This is a genomic window from Cellulosimicrobium sp. EB106-03-01-XG111 (genome assembly GCF_058792115.1).
Genome location: NZ_JBYTEQ010000005.1, coordinates 156,025 through 169,375, shown reverse-complemented (window position 1 = coordinate 169,375; position 13,351 = coordinate 156,025). Strand labels below are relative to the sequence as shown.

The window sequence follows — 13,351 nt, the reverse complement described above, 5'->3', positions numbered from 1 at the left end:
TCCACACCCTCCCGGCCTCATCGGCGCTCGCGCCACGGACCGCTCGCCTAGGCTCGTGACCCATGCCCTCCGGACTCTCCGCCGCCCTGACGGCCGCCGTGCCCGCCGCCACGACGGCGGAGCCCGCTCTCGACGGCGTCGCCGGCTGGGCGGTCAACCTCATGGAGACGCTGGGCCCGGTCGGGGCCGCGATCGCCATCGCGCTCGAGAACCTGTTCCCGCCGCTGCCGAGCGAGATCATCCTGCCGCTCGCGGGCTTCACGGCGAGCCAGGGGAGCTTCGGGCTCGTCGAGGCGATCCTGTGGACGACGGCGGGCTCCGTCGTCGGCGCCCTCGCGCTCTACGCGGTGGGCGCGATCATCGGGCGCGAGCGCACGCGCTGGATCGCGGAGCGCCTGCCGCTCGTCAAGGTCGAGGACGTCGACCGCACCGAGCAGTTCTTCCTGCGGCACGGCAGCGCGACGGTCTTCTTCGGCCGCTTCATCCCCATCTTCCGCAGCCTCATCTCCATCCCCGCGGGCGTCGAGCGCATGCCCCTGTGGAAGTTCACCGCGCTCACCACCGCCGGCAGCGCCGTGTGGAACACGATCTTCGTCTACGCCGGGTACGCGCTCGGCGAGCAGTGGCACGTCGTCGAGGAGTACGCGGGCGTCCTGCAGAAGGTCGTCATCGCGGTCGTCGCGGCAGCGGTCGTGTGGTTCGTCGTGACGCGCGTCTGGCGCTGGGTGCACGACGACGAGCGCCCCGCCCACGCGCGCGGCCGTCGGGACGCGGCACCCGCGCGCGACGAGGCCTGACCGCCGGGCCCGGCCGCGGCAGCGCCTGACCGCCTCGCTCCGACGTCCGGAGGGCCGGGTCCCGCCCGCGCGGTGCGCCCCGCCGTGGCGGATGATCGGAACGTGCCCGCCCCGACCGAACGGCCCAGCGCGCCCGTGAGCGCGGCCCGCGTCACGCCCACCGCGGGCGCCGCTCCCGGGGCCGCGCGGTGATCCTCTCGCTGCTCGCCGCCGTGGCCGCGAGCCTCCTGTACGCGGTGAGCACGATCATGCAGGCCGTCGCGACGCGCCGGGCCCACGGCCTCGCGGCCGTGGCCCAGCCGCTCGTCGTCGGCGGGCTCGTGGTCGACGGCGTCGGCTGGCTCCTCTCCCTCCTCGCGCTGGACCACCTGCCGCTGTTCGTGGTGCAGGCCGTCGTGGCGGCGTCGCTCGTCGCCGTCGTGCTGCTCGCCCGTCTGGTGCTCGGCGCGACGCTGCGCCGCACGGACCTCGTGATGATCGGCGTCGTCGTGGCGGGGCTCGTGGTGCTGGCGCTCGCGGCGGGGGAGCAGCCCGCGACGCACCCGCCGGCCGGGTTCACGACCTGGGTCAACGTCGCCGCCGCGGTCGTGGCGGTCGGAACCGCCGTCGCGTACCGGCGCGGGCACCCCGTGCTGCTCGCCGTCCTCGGCGGCCTCGGCTACTCGGTCGCCGCGGTGGCGGCGCGCGGCGCGCACGCGTCCGGCGACCTGCTCGACACCGTGCTCCAGCCGCTCGCTCTCGCGATCGTGCTCGGCGGCGTCGCGGGCGCGCTCGCGTACCTGCGCGCCCTGGAGCGCGGCGCCGTTGGGACGGTGGCGGCGACGGTCTCCGTGATCGAGGTGCTCGCGCCGGGGATCGTCGGCCTCGCCGTGCTCGGCGACGTCGTGCGGTCGGGCTGGGCGGTCCCCGCCGTCGTGGCGACGCTGGCCGCCGTCGGCGGGTGCGTCGTGCTCGCGACGAGCCCGGCGAACGCCGCGGCCGAGGAGGGCGCGCCGGTGGCGGCGGCGCCGCAGAGCGCGGGCCCGGAGCGCCCCTAGGGTCGTCGAGCCGACCGGGCGTCGTCCGGCCCGGCGGCCAGGTGCTGCACCGGTCGGCCCGGCTCGGTCACCCGAGGGCCTTGCGCACGAGGGCCGTGAGCTGGTCCTGCTCGTCCGGGGTGAGCCGGCCGACCGCCGCACGGGCGAACGCGAACGCCTCCTCGAAGCGGCGGTTGACCTCGTCGCCCCGAGCGGTCCGAGCCACCAGCCGCGACCTGCCGTCGTCGGGGTTCGGTCGGCGGGTCAGGAGCCCCGCCGTCTCGAGGCGCGCGACGATCTGCGTGACGTTGGACGCGTCGCAGCCCAGCTCCCGGGCCAGCGCTCCCATGCCTCGCGGGGTGCCGAGGCGCCCCAGGACGCACGCCTGGGCGGCGCTCAGCGACAGCCGGGCCGCGGCCTCCTCGTAGGCGCGGTCGTACACGTCGACCAGGTCGAACAGCGCGACCTCGGCCGCGGACGTCGCGGCGACCGGGCCGTTCGAGAGAGCCATGGGGTCACCGTAGCCAGGATGCTTGATGCACTCAACCAACGCTGCTACGTTGATGCTTGATCCAATCAAGAAAAAGGAGCGTCGATGACGACCGCACACCCCGAGCAGCCCTCCGGCGACGAGACCTCCCGCCCGCGGATGCGCGCGGCCGTCCTCGACCGGTTCGGGGGAGCGGACCAGCTCGTGCTGCGGGAGATCCCTCGCCCGGAGGTGGGTCCGGAGGACGTGCTCGTCCGGGTCGAGTACGCCGGGGTCGCGTCGTGGGACGCGGTCGAGCGCGAGGGGGCCTACGACGGCGCGTTCGGGGTGCCGTCGACGTTCCCCTACGTCCTCGGGTGGGACGCGGCCGGGCGGGTGGCCGCCGTCGGACGGGAGGTCACCGGTCTCGCGGTCGGCGACCGGGTCTACGCGGCGACGATGCCGGTGCCGCGCGGCGGCGCGTACGCGGAGTACGTCGTCGTCGCGGCCGAGCACGTCGCGCCCGTGCCCCACCGCCTGCCGACCCAGCAGGCCGGCGTGCTGGCCTGGGACGCCCTGACCGCGCAGAGCGGCCTCGACCTCCTCGACCTGCCCCCGGGCGGCTCGCTCCTGGTGTTCGGCGCCAGCGGCGGCATCGGTCACCTGGCCGTGCACCTCGCGCGGCACCGCGGCCTGCGGGTCCTCGCCGTCGCCTCCGGCGACGACGGCGTCGACCTCGCCCGCCGGTCGGGCGCCGAGGTCGTCGTCGACGGTCGGCGGGACGACGTCGCGGCCGCCGCGTCGGACCTCGCGCCGGACGGTCTCGACGGGGCGCTCGTCACGGCCGGTGGCGAGACGGCCGAACGGTCGCTCCGCGCGGTCAAGGCGTCGGGTCGGATCGCGTGGCCGCACGGCGTGCTGCCCGTGCCCGCGAGGCCGCCGGCCGCGCGGCTGTCGCACTACGACGGGGACCGGAGCCGGCGCGCGCTGGAGCGGCTGAACGCCGTCGTCGCCGCCTCCTCGTTCGAGGTCCACGTCGCGCGGACCTTCCCGCTGGAGCGTGTCCAGGACGCGCACGCCGCCCTGCGAGACCACTACGTCGGCAAGCTGGCGCTGCGGGTCTCGTCCTAGGGTGGTCGGGTGAGCAGCCCGGCCAGGCCCCCCGTGTCCCCGACACCGCTCGACGTCCTCACGCTCGACGAGCTGCGCCGTCGGACGTCGGTCAAGTGGCGCACCTTCGCGCCCGACGTGCTGCCGCTGTTCGTCGCCGAGATGGACGTCGCGCCGTGCGACGCGGTCGTCGAGGCCGTGACGGCCGCCCTGCGCTCCGGCGACACCGGGTACGACGTCGGCACCGCCTACGGCGAGGCGTACGCGCGCTTCGCGGAGCGCCGCTGGGGCTGGACCCTCGACGCGGCGACGTCGCGCACGCTGCCCGACGTCATGGTCGCGATCGTCGAGGTGCTGCGCGTCCTCACCTCCCCGGGCGACGCGGTCGTCGTCAACCCGCCCGTGTACCCGCCGTTCTACGGCTTCACCGCGAACGAGGGGCGACGCGTCGTCGACGCGCCGCTCGGCGCCGACGGGCGGCTCGACCTCGACACGCTGGAGCGTGCTTTCGCCGACGCGACCGGCGTCGCCGCGAACGGCGACGGTCCGGGGAGCGGGCGCCGCGCCGTCTGGCTCGTGTGCAACCCGCAGAACCCGACGGGGACCGCGCACTCGCGCGCGGAGCTGGCGGCCGGGCTGGCTCTCGCCGAGCGGTACGGGGTGCGCGTCGTGGCGGACGAGATCCACGCGCCCCTCACGCGGCCCGGTCTCGACGGGCGCCCGGCGACGACCCACACGCCGCTCCTCACCGTCCCCGGGGCGGGCTCGGCCGTCGCGATCGTCTCCGCGTCGAAGGCGTGGAACCTGCCCGGCCTCAAGGCCGCGGCGGCCGTCGCCGGCCCGGACGCCGCCGACGACCTGCGGCGCATCCCCGAGGAGGCGAGCCACGGCGTCCAGCACGTGCCGGTGCTCGCGCACGTCGCGGCGCTCGACCACGGCGAGGCGTGGCTCGACGACGTCCTCGCGGGCGTCGAGCGCAACGCGTGGCTCCTCGCCGACCTGCTCGCGGAGCACCTGCCCGCGGTGCGCTACCGGCCCGGCGAGGCGACGTACCTCGCGTGGCTCGACGCGCGCGGGCTCCCCGGCCCGGCGGGCGCGGACCCCCGGGCGTGGTTCCTCGACCGCGCGCGCGTCGCGCTGGAGGACGGGCGCCGGTTCGGCCCCGGCGGGCAGGGGCACGTGCGCCTCAACCTCGCGACGGGCGTCGACGTGCTCACCGAGGCGGTCGAGCGCATGGGCGCGTCGGTGCGGGGCGCCTGAACCTCGCCCCACGACGACCGACGAGTTCCCGGCCGTCGACCGGTCAGACCCGCGACCACGACCGCACGACCCATCGGAGCACCGCCATGCCGTTCGAGCCCGTCACCCTCGACCACACGTTCACCGCGCCCGTCGGCGTCGACGTCAAGGGCGACACGTGGCCCTGCGTCGAGGTGCCCGGGGCGCGCGAGCTCTTCGGGTCGCTGCGCGCGGTCCGCGTGGACGCGACCGTCGACGACGTCGCGCTGCGCGACGTCGGGCTCATGCCGACCGGGTCGGGCGGGCTGATGCTGTCGCTCAACGCGGGCGTGCGCAAGCGCCTCGGCAAGGATGTCGGCGACACGGTGGTGGTCCGGCTGGAGCGCCGCCTGAGCTGAGGCGCGCGGCCGCACTGTCGCCTCCCGCGCGCATGGGCAGTTGTCCCCATCGCGGCGGCGGACCCGGCCGCGTACCGTCGGCGTGCGACCGTCGGGGACGAAGGTGTCGGCGCGTGCGCGTGAGGGGACGCGCAGGGGCGGGAGGGGACGGCATGAGCGGGATGTGGGGCGCCGACGTCCGTGCGCTGCGCGCGCTCGCGTCGGGTCTGCGCTCCGGCGCCGACGCGCTCCGGACCCACCGCGCGCAGGTTGCGGCCGTGGTCGACGCCGCGACCCGGTGGGACGGGCCCGACGCCGCGCAGTTCCGCAGCGACTGGGCCACCACGCTCGGCCCCTCGCTCACCGGCACCGCGAGCCTCCTCGACGCCGCGGCCGACCGCCTCGCCACCGACGCCGACCAGCAGGAGTCCGCGAGCGCCGACGGCGGCGCCCTCGCCGGCCCGGGCGGTCCGCCCTCGTCCGGCCCGGGCGGGCCGCAGCAGACCGTCCCCACCCCGACGCCGGGCGAGTACGCCGCGATGGACGCGGACGAGCGCGCCGCGTGGCTCGAGAACGCGACGGACGCGCAGGTCGCGGCGCTCTACGACCAGATGGTGCGCCTCGGCGTCGACCCCGACTCCCCGGGCTTCGCGGAGCTCGCCGTCACCCACTGGACGCGCGTCGCCGCGGGCGAGGCGGGGTTCGACTTCGCCGACTGGGACCCGTCCGCGGGGGCGTCGGCCAACCGCGAGATCATCGAGAGCGTCTACACGTACTACGGCGAGCTCTACCTGGACAACCCGTGGATGCAGTGGGCCGGCATGGCCGCGATGATCGGGCCGTCGTTCGCCGCCGGGTTCTTCGACCTCGACATGATGCGGCAGCTCGCGCAGGGCGTCGCGAGCGGAGCCCGGGCGCTGCCGCCCGGTGTCGACCGGGCGGCGCTCGAGGCGATCGCGACCATGTCGGACGCCGAGCTCGGCTTCTACGAGAACCAGTTCCTGTCGATGCAGCGCGAGATCTTCGTGGACCAGGCCGTCATGCACGAGGCGTACCTGAACGGCGGGCTGGAGGAGATGGAGCGGCTGCTCGAGGCCGGTGTGATCGACGGGCCCGCGTACCAGGCGTGGGCGGACGTCGAGGCCGGCCGCGCGGGCGACGCGCAGGCGCTCGCCGACGGCAACACCGCGTTGCTGTGGCGCGAGCAGAACCAGATCATCGCGGACGACTGGCAGACCATGCGCGACCACCCGGTCACGGGCGAGGCGTTCACGTACCTCATGACGCTCGTCGGCGAGCCGTCGATCCCCGGCGCGGGCACGTACGCGCAGCACGACCCCTTCACGGTGAACGTCGAGACGCCCGGGCCGGAGAACCTCGGGATCCCGTTCACGGGCATCACGTTCGACAACCCCGTCCAGGGCACCGTGACGGTCCAGACGCCGCTGCCGGGCGGCAACATCGCCGACCAGGCGACCCGCTGGGAGTACATCTCGAACGACACGCTGCCCGCCTACCAGCAGCTCGTCACGCAGCACCCGGACCAGGCGGCGCAGATCGTCGGCACCGACGTCTCCGACCGGATCGCCGACTACCGGCTCACGAACCCCGCCCGCATCGGGCGCATCCTTGACAGACTGACCGAGTGGGACGTGGACGTGGACCAGTGAGCCGAGGGTTCCGTCGCGCGCCCGGGTCGCCGCCGAGGGGCGGCGTCGCCGCGGTCCTGCTCGCGGGCGCGCTCGCCGGGTCTCTCGTGCTGACGGGGTGCACCGTGACGTTCGGCGACCCGGACGACGCGGCCACCGGACCGGGCGGGACGACCGCCCCGGGCGGCCCGACGACGTCGGGCGGCGGGGACGTCGAGGGCGGCGGGAGCACGACGGGCACGACGACGATCGACGACATCGAGAGGGGCGAGACCGTGCGCTGGGACGTGAGCAGGCCGATCACCGCGGAGTCCGTCGGGCTGGGCGAGTCGATGGCCGTCGTGCAGGTGCCGGACGGCGCGGCCGAGGTCGAGCTGACGCTCCCCGACGGCACGTGGACCACGACGGCCGAGGAGCTGACGATCCAGCCCCGGCGCGGGTACGTGAGCGCGATCAACGTGTTCCGCACGCTCTCCGGCGGGCAGGCCGTGCACGACCAGCTCGTCGCCGACGCGCAGGCGCTCGGGTTCCCCCGGTCGCAGGTCGACCGCTGGCTCGACGACCTGCCCGCGTCGCTCGACGCGTCGCGCGCGGGCGGGACGCGGGCCCGTACCGGCATCAACGGGTCGAACGGCGACGTCGAGACGTCGGTGCAGATCAGCCACGAGCCGGGGCCGGGCGGTGACGAGTCCGTGCGCCTCTGGTACGTGATCAGCCCGGTCGTGCCGGACTGACGTCCTCCACGGGCGGACACCGTCACGGGCAGGCCGACGCGCCTCCGCCGCCCTGCTCGGCGACCTGGAAGTAGATCGGGCTCTGCCAGTCGGCGCCGTCCCCGCGCACGCGCGGCAGGTCGGAGCACGTCCAGCCCTGCTGCGGGGTGAACTGGCTCCCGGCGACGACGTGGGCGCCGCTCCACTGCCACGAGGTCGCCTGGCCGGTCGCGGCGCGGAGGTCGACGTCGAAGGACACCGACCGCGTGCCGGCCGGCACGGTGAAGGCCACGTAATAGTTGCGGACCTGGCTCCCCGGCTCGCCCCACGTCTCGAACGAGATCGAGCGGACCGCGCAGCCGGAGAGCACGGTGCGTCCCTCGCCGCGCGCGACGCACGTGCCCGCCGTCGTCGTCTGCCACCGGCCGGCGGAGACGGGCGCGGCGGCCCGCGACTGGTCCGTCCACGCGGCCGTCGTGGGCTCGACGGCCGCGTGCGCGACCCCCCACCACGACGCCGTCACGAGGGTCAGGACCGCCAGGAGCAGGCTCAGCGCGCGGCGCCCGGCCGGCTGTCCGGCCGTCGCGTCGGCGCGTCGGCCGGCCCGGGCGCCGGTCATCGGCGGACCGGCGCCCGCCGCGGTGCGGGCGGGACGAGCAGGGTGAGGCCGAGCAGGCCGAGCAGCCCGACGAGGAGGGGGACCGCCACGGCGGGCGTCGTCAGGCGCACGATCGCGGTGCCCCAGCCGGCGAGCTGGACCGCGGGCTTCCAGACGTCGCCCGAGACGGTGTAGTCCAGGGCGTCCGCGAAGGCGTTGTTGTCGCCCTTCATGCTGACCGTGTAGCGGTCGTCGCCCGTCTGCTCGACGGCCTCGACCCGGTGGGTCACGAGGTCGTCGGTCAGCGCGCTCGGCAGGCTGACCACGTCCCCGACGGCCACGTCGGCCGCCGGGACGGGCCGGGCGACCAGGAGGTCGCCCGTCATGATCCCCGGCTCCATCGAGCCGGAGATCACGACGAGGGGCTTGATGAGGCCGGCCGCGGTCGCGCCCCACACCGCCCCGCACACCAGCCCGAAGGCGGCGAGGACCCACAGGACGAGGACGGCGCCGCGCCGCAGTACCTGCATCGGTGGTTCTCCTGTTCTCCTCGTCCTGGGTCCGACGACGCCGGGTCAGGCCGTCGCGGTGGCGGAGACCGTGACGACGAGCGTCCCGGTGGCTCCCTGGTTCGACGGCGCCCAGTCGCTCGGCGCCGTGACGGTGAGCCGGAACTGGTCGCTGGAGGTGCCGCCGGCCGCGTCGAGCGTCGTGGCGAGGCCGGAGACGGACGCGGAGGGGTTCGTGGTGAAGGTCGAGCCGGACGCGAAGCGGACGCTGGACGTGAGCGTGGCGCGGACCGAGCTCTCGTTGCGCACCCACAGGTCGATCGTGCGGGTCTGGCCGGGCAGGAGGTTGGCCAGCGCGTCGGACGGCACGACGAGCTCGATCGCGTCCGGGTCGGCCGAGTCCTTCCAGGTGGTCCCGTCCAGCGACCCCTGGAGGTCGAAGGTCGCGGCCGTCGCGGGCGCCGCGAAGAACGCGTTGTCGGTCCAGGCGGCGCTGGTGAGCGCCGCTCCGATGCCGCCGACGGCGAGGGCTGCGAGCCCGAACGCGGCGAAGGCGCGGCGCTTGTCGCGGCGCGGGGCGGGGGTCGTCTCGGGGGTGTGGAGGCTCATGACTCGAAAAGTACGGAGTCCTCCTCAACTCTGGCGCACCGGTTCCTCAGGAAAGGCGCAGGATCGCCCCGGGATCGCGTCGCGCCCCGCGCACCTGCGCAGACCTGCGCCGGCGGGCAGGGGAGGGGGACGCGGCGCGGCTCCGCGGGACGTGGGAGGTGAAGAAGCGGCGGACGAACCGGGCGGGACCGGCCGCCCGAGCTGGGGGCGTCGGCGCCGTCGGGTAGCGTCCGTCTCGTCCCGAACGGTACGGAGCAGGGGAGCAACGAGTGAGCAGCGTCGCGCGCGACCACGGTCGATCCGGCACGCACGGCCGGTGGCGCGGGAGGACCGCCCGCTGGACGACGGCCGCCGCGCTCGTCCCCGTCCTCGCCCTGCCCCTCGCGGCGTGCACGCCCGACCGTCCGGAGGCGTCCGACGCCGCGGCCGCGCTCGCCGACGCCATCGCGGCCGGCGACGTGAGCGCGCTGGAGTTCCGCAACGGCGCGGCGAAGGACGTCCAGGGGCACCTGGAGGCGGTGCTCGAGCCGCTCGCGCCGTACGAGCGCACGGTCGAGGTGGAGTCGGTGGACGTCGACGAGGAGGGCGACGACGCGGGCGACCGCGCGACGGCGACGCTCGCCTACCGCTGGGAGGTCGGGGGCGATCAGGCGTGGGAGTACACCACCACGGCCGAGCTCACGTTCGCGGAGCCGGGCGAGGGGGAGGACGGCCCGGGCGCCTGGGACGTCGTGTGGGAGCCGGACGTGCTCGTCCCCGAGCTCGGCCAGGGCGGCCGGCTCGCGGTGAGCCGCGTGCCGGCGGTCCGCGCAGGCATCCTCGGCGCCGACGACGTCCCCATCGTCCAGGACCGTCCCGTCTTCCGGATCGGCGTCGACAAGACGCGCGTGGGCTCGGCCCAGTGGGACGGCGCGGCCCGGGCGCTCGCGGGCGTCGTCGGCCTGGACCCGGAGGAGTACGCGCAGCGGGTCGCGGGCGCCGGCGAGAAGGCGTTCGTCGAGGCCATCACCGTCCGCACGGAGGACACCGCGGGCGTCGACGTCGACGCGGCGCGCGGCATCGAGGGCGTCGCGGTGATCGACGACGCGATCCCCCTCGCCCCGACGCGCGAGTTCGCGCGCCCCCTGCTCGGGCGCGTGGGCGACGCGACGGCGGAGATCGTCGAGGAGTCCGAGGGCGCGGTCGCCGCGGGCGACCAGGTCGGCATCTCGGGCCTCCAGCGGCAGTACGACGAGCAGCTGCGCGGCGTGCCGGGCCTGTCGATCGAGGTCGTGCCGGGCGAGGCGGACGCCGACGCCGAGCCGACCGAGGTGTTCTCGGTCGAGCCCGTGGACGGCGTGCCCCTGAGCACGACGCTGCGCCCGGACATGCAGGTCGCCGCCGAGGCCGTCCTCGCCGGCCAGGGGCCGAGCGCGATCGTCGCGATCCAGCCCTCGACGGGCTCCGTGCTCGCGGCGGCGAGCTCGACCGCGGGCGAGGGGCTCTCGACCGCCACGACGGGCCAGTACGCGCCCGGGTCGACGTTCAAGGTCGCGACGACGCTCGCGATGCTGCGCGCGGGGCTCACCCCGGACACGACCGTCTCCTGCCCGCCCACGCTGACCGTCGAGGGCCGCGAGTTCCAGAACGTGCCCGGGTACCCGACGGCCGCGCTCGGCGACGTGCCGCTGCGCACGGCGTTCGCGAACTCGTGCAACACGGCGATGATCGGGCAGCGGGACGCGGTGTCGCAGCAGGCGCTGCACGACGCCGCCGCCTCGCTCGGCCTGGGCGTCGAGTCCGAGCTCGGTGCGCCCGCCTTCTTCGGCGACGTCCCGACGGACTCGCAGGGCACCGAGCACGCCGCGTCGATGATCGGGCAGGGCAAGGTCCAGGCGTCGCCGCTCGCGATGGCGACGGTCGCCGCGAGCGTCGCCGCCGGGCGCACGGTGGCCCCGGTCCTCGTCCACCCGGACGTGCAGACCGTCGCCGAGGAGCAGCCCGCCTCGACCCTCACCGAGCAGGAGGCGGCGACGCTGCGCGAGCTCATGCGCGGCGTCGTCACGGACGGCTCGGCGTCGATCCTCCAGGACCTCCCGGGCGAGCCCGGGGCGAAGACGGGCACGGCGCAGTACGGCGACGGCAGCCAGTCCCACGCGTGGATGATCGCGACGCAGGGGGACCTCGCGGTCGCGGTGTTCGTCGAGACAGGCGAGGGCGGCGCCGTCACGGCGGGCCCGCTCATGCATGCGTTCCTCGACGCGCCGAACGCCTGACTCCCCGGTGCCTGCCGTGCGCTGGCCGTCGCCCCGGAATAGGTCCGGTCGCCGGACGGTTGTCCACGAGCGGGTATGATCGGTTGCCGCGGGCGTCCGTCTGCCCGCGTCCAGCGAGAACCCACCGTTCCGGGAGAACCTTCGTGTTCGTCAGCGTGCCTGCCTGGCAGCTCACCCAGCGCCGCGACGTCGACCTCCGTCGAGTCGCCAGCGCGCTGTGTCGCTGACCCCCCGTCGCCGCTGACGCCTCCCCGCCTCCGCACACCCGTCAGGACCCCGGGTCGCCTCGCGACCTGAGCCGCTGACGCGCGTGGCGCGCCCCCGTCAGGCCGCAGGCCACCTCCGTGCCTGCGTCCCTGCCCGGGCCGCGCTGCTGCCGGCGCCCCGCGACGACGTCCCGAGCCCCTCTCCCGAGAGCGGGCGCTCGTGCGCCCGCGTCACCCCGAAAGGTCCTCCGTGTCCTCGACCCCCTCGACGGCCTCCCCGCAGGCCGACCCGCAGGCGAAGCAGGCTCCGGCCGCCGCGCCCGCGAAGAAGAAGCGCCGGTTCCCCTCGTTCAGCGTGCAGATCCTGCTCGGTCTCGCGGTCGGCGTCGGGCTCGGTGCCCTCGCGCTCGCCATGGGCCCGCAGGACGCCGCAGGCGACGTCCCCAACGGCCTCACCACGACGCTCGACACGATCGGCTCGTCGTTCGTGACGCTGCTCAAGGCGGTCGTGCCGCCGCTGATCTTCACCGCGATCGTCGCGTCGATCGCGAACCTGCGCACCGTCACCAACGCCGCGCGCCTCGCCGGTCAGACGCTCCTGTGGTTCGCCATCACCGCCGCGATCTCCGTGGCCGTGGGCATCGGCCTGGGCCTGCTGTTCCAGCCGGGCAACCGCGCGTCGGTCTCGCTCGACGCGGCCTCCGAGCCGGGCCGGACCGGTACGTGGCTCGACTTCCTCAACGGCCTCATCCCGGGCAACGTCCTGGGCCTCGGCGCGAGCACGCAGGTCGAGGTGACCGACGCCGGCGCGAGCGCCAGCACGTCGGTGAACTTCAACGTGCTGCAGATCCTCGTCGTCGCGCTCGTCATCGGCATCGCGGCGCTCAAGTCGGGCAAGAAGGCGGACCCGTTCCTCGCGTTCAACCGCTCCGCGCTCGCGATCGTGCAGAAGGTGCTGTGGTGGATCATCCGCCTCGCGCCGATCGGCACCGCCGGCCTCATCGGCTACGCCATCGCGGCGTACGGCTGGACGTCCCTCGCGTCGCTCGCGTGGTTCGCCGTCGCGATCTACGTCGGCCTCGCGGTCGTGCTGTTCGTCGTCTACCCGATCCTGCTGCGCACCAACGGCCTGAAGATCTCGAGCTACTTCCGCGGCGCGTGGCCCGCGATCCAGCTCGCGTTCGTCTCGCGCTCCTCGATCGGCACGCTGCCCGTGACGCAGCGTGTCACCGAGCGCAACCTCGGCGTGCCGAGCGAGTACGCGTCGTTCGCCGTGCCGCTGGCCGCGACCACCAAGATGGACGGTTGCGCCTCGATCTACCCGGCCATCTCGGCGATCTTCGTCGCGCAGATCTTCGGCATCGACCTGTCGATCACCGACTACCTGCTCATCGCGTTCGTGTCCGTCGTCGGATCCGCCGCGACCGCGGGCCTCACCGGCGCGATCGTCATGCTGACCCTCACGCTCTCGACCGTGGGCCTGCCGCTCGCGGGCGTGGGCCTGCTGCTCGCGATCGACCCGATCCTCGACATGGGCCGCACCGCGGTCAACGTCGCGGGCCAGGCGCTCGTGCCGACGATCGTCGCGAAGCGCGAGGGCATCCTCGACCTCGAGCAGTACGAGGCCGCGACGGCCGAGGACCTCTTCGTGGACGAGGACGACGACACGACGGCGACGAACGAGACGCCGGAGGCCGCTCCGTCGGCCACGAGGGCCCCGGTGGGCGCCCCCGCCTGACGCCACCACGCCCCCGGCGACCACCGAGAACGGGGTCGGCGACCGGATCCGACGGATCCCGGTCGC

At 75.2% G+C, this 13,351-nt stretch carries 13 protein-coding genes; 9 read left to right on the top strand and 4 right to left on the bottom strand.

Annotated elements, in window-relative coordinates:
• Positions 1–62: 62 nt before the first annotated feature.
• Entirely contained in the window at positions 63–797 is a 735-nt protein-coding gene (locus tag AC3WT4_RS06355; RefSeq protein ID WP_074804653.1) for a DedA family protein, read from the top strand.
• A gap of 188 nt (positions 798–985) precedes the next feature.
• Positions 986–1,834: a hypothetical protein gene (locus AC3WT4_RS06350; RefSeq protein ID WP_492315008.1), complete on the top strand. Its 849-nt coding sequence runs from the start codon at positions 986–988 to the stop codon at positions 1,832–1,834.
• Positions 1,835–1,901: 67 nt separating this feature from the next.
• Here AC3WT4_RS06350 and AC3WT4_RS06345 read toward each other — a convergent pair whose 3' ends face one another.
• Positions 1,902–2,324, bottom strand: a complete 423-nt coding sequence (locus tag AC3WT4_RS06345; protein WP_074804658.1) for a MarR family winged helix-turn-helix transcriptional regulator — start codon at positions 2,322–2,324, stop codon at positions 1,902–1,904.
• A gap of 84 nt (positions 2,325–2,408) precedes the next feature.
• On the opposite strand from AC3WT4_RS06345, the gene AC3WT4_RS06340 reads away from it, so the two are divergent.
• The 5 genes from AC3WT4_RS06340 (at position 2,409) to AC3WT4_RS06320 (ending at position 7,391) form a co-directional block, all read left to right on the top strand.
• A complete protein-coding gene (locus AC3WT4_RS06340) occupies positions 2,409–3,413 on the top strand; it encodes a quinone oxidoreductase family protein (protein WP_286185788.1) in 1,005 nt (334 codons plus the stop codon).
• A gap of 9 nt (positions 3,414–3,422) precedes the next feature.
• Positions 3,423–4,652, top strand: a complete 1,230-nt coding sequence (locus tag AC3WT4_RS06335) for a MalY/PatB family protein (RefSeq protein WP_492315007.1) — start codon at positions 3,423–3,425, stop codon at positions 4,650–4,652.
• Between the two features lie 86 nt (positions 4,653–4,738).
• Positions 4,739–5,029: a DUF1905 domain-containing protein gene (locus AC3WT4_RS06330; protein ID WP_074804664.1), complete on the top strand. Its 291-nt coding sequence runs from the start codon at positions 4,739–4,741 to the stop codon at positions 5,027–5,029.
• A 152-nt stretch (positions 5,030–5,181) separates the two neighbouring features.
• Positions 5,182–6,678, top strand: coding sequence for a WXG100 family type VII secretion target (locus AC3WT4_RS06325; RefSeq protein WP_492315006.1), 1,497 nt, complete (start codon positions 5,182–5,184; stop codon positions 6,676–6,678).
• A complete protein-coding gene (locus tag AC3WT4_RS06320; RefSeq protein ID WP_074804672.1) occupies positions 6,675–7,391 on the top strand; it encodes a hypothetical protein in 717 nt (238 codons plus the stop codon). The genes AC3WT4_RS06325 and AC3WT4_RS06320 overlap by 4 nt, the downstream gene beginning before the upstream one ends.
• 22 nt (positions 7,392–7,413) lie before the next feature.
• On the opposite strand, the gene AC3WT4_RS06315 is transcribed toward AC3WT4_RS06320, so the two are convergent.
• Genes AC3WT4_RS06315 through AC3WT4_RS06305 form a run of 3 tightly spaced genes read right to left on the bottom strand, consistent with a single transcriptional unit; the run spans position 7,414 to position 9,086 of the window.
• The gene (locus AC3WT4_RS06315; RefSeq protein ID WP_492315005.1) at positions 7,414–7,989 is read right to left on the bottom strand and encodes a hypothetical protein; all 576 of its coding nucleotides are present in this window, start codon (positions 7,987–7,989) and stop codon (positions 7,414–7,416) included.
• Complete coding sequence (locus AC3WT4_RS06310; protein ID WP_074804678.1) at positions 7,986–8,498, bottom strand: signal peptidase I; 513 nt, start codon at positions 8,496–8,498, stop codon at positions 7,986–7,988. The genes AC3WT4_RS06315 and AC3WT4_RS06310 overlap by 4 nt, the downstream gene beginning before the upstream one ends.
• 45 nt (positions 8,499–8,543) lie before the next feature.
• Positions 8,544–9,086 carry a hypothetical protein gene (locus AC3WT4_RS06305; RefSeq protein ID WP_074804681.1) on the bottom strand — a complete coding sequence of 181 codons (543 nt, stop codon included), beginning with the start codon at positions 9,084–9,086 and terminating at the stop codon, positions 8,544–8,546.
• 269 nt (positions 9,087–9,355) lie between these two features.
• Between AC3WT4_RS06305 and AC3WT4_RS06300 the strand changes: the two genes are divergently transcribed.
• Positions 9,356–11,341, top strand: coding sequence for a penicillin-binding transpeptidase domain-containing protein (locus AC3WT4_RS06300; RefSeq protein ID WP_083384912.1), 1,986 nt, complete (start codon positions 9,356–9,358; stop codon positions 11,339–11,341).
• A gap of 456 nt (positions 11,342–11,797) precedes the next feature.
• Complete coding sequence (locus AC3WT4_RS06295) at positions 11,798–13,285, top strand: dicarboxylate/amino acid:cation symporter (protein ID WP_074804685.1); 1,488 nt, start codon at positions 11,798–11,800, stop codon at positions 13,283–13,285.
• Positions 13,286–13,351 lie beyond the last annotated feature (66 nt).

What these genes read in the sequence shown, in the direction of transcription:
- AC3WT4_RS06355 (WP_074804653.1), top strand. Translation starts at nt 63, where the DNA reads ATGCCCTCCGGACTCTCCGCCGCCCTGACGGCCGCCGTGCCCGCCGCC.
- AC3WT4_RS06345 (WP_074804658.1), bottom strand. Translation starts at nt 2,324, where the DNA reads ATGGCTCTCTCGAACGGCCCGGTCGCCGCGACGTCCGCGGCCGAGGTC.
- AC3WT4_RS06340 (WP_286185788.1), top strand. Translation starts at nt 2,409, where the DNA reads ATGACGACCGCACACCCCGAGCAGCCCTCCGGCGACGAGACCTCCCGC.
- AC3WT4_RS06330 (WP_074804664.1), top strand. Translation starts at nt 4,739, where the DNA reads ATGCCGTTCGAGCCCGTCACCCTCGACCACACGTTCACCGCGCCCGTC.
- AC3WT4_RS06325 (WP_492315006.1), top strand. Translation starts at nt 5,182, where the DNA reads ATGAGCGGGATGTGGGGCGCCGACGTCCGTGCGCTGCGCGCGCTCGCG.
- AC3WT4_RS06315 (WP_492315005.1), bottom strand. Translation starts at nt 7,989, where the DNA reads ATGACCGGCGCCCGGGCCGGCCGACGCGCCGACGCGACGGCCGGACAG.
- AC3WT4_RS06310 (WP_074804678.1), bottom strand. Translation starts at nt 8,498, where the DNA reads ATGCAGGTACTGCGGCGCGGCGCCGTCCTCGTCCTGTGGGTCCTCGCC.
- AC3WT4_RS06305 (WP_074804681.1), bottom strand. Translation starts at nt 9,086, where the DNA reads ATGAGCCTCCACACCCCCGAGACGACCCCCGCCCCGCGCCGCGACAAG.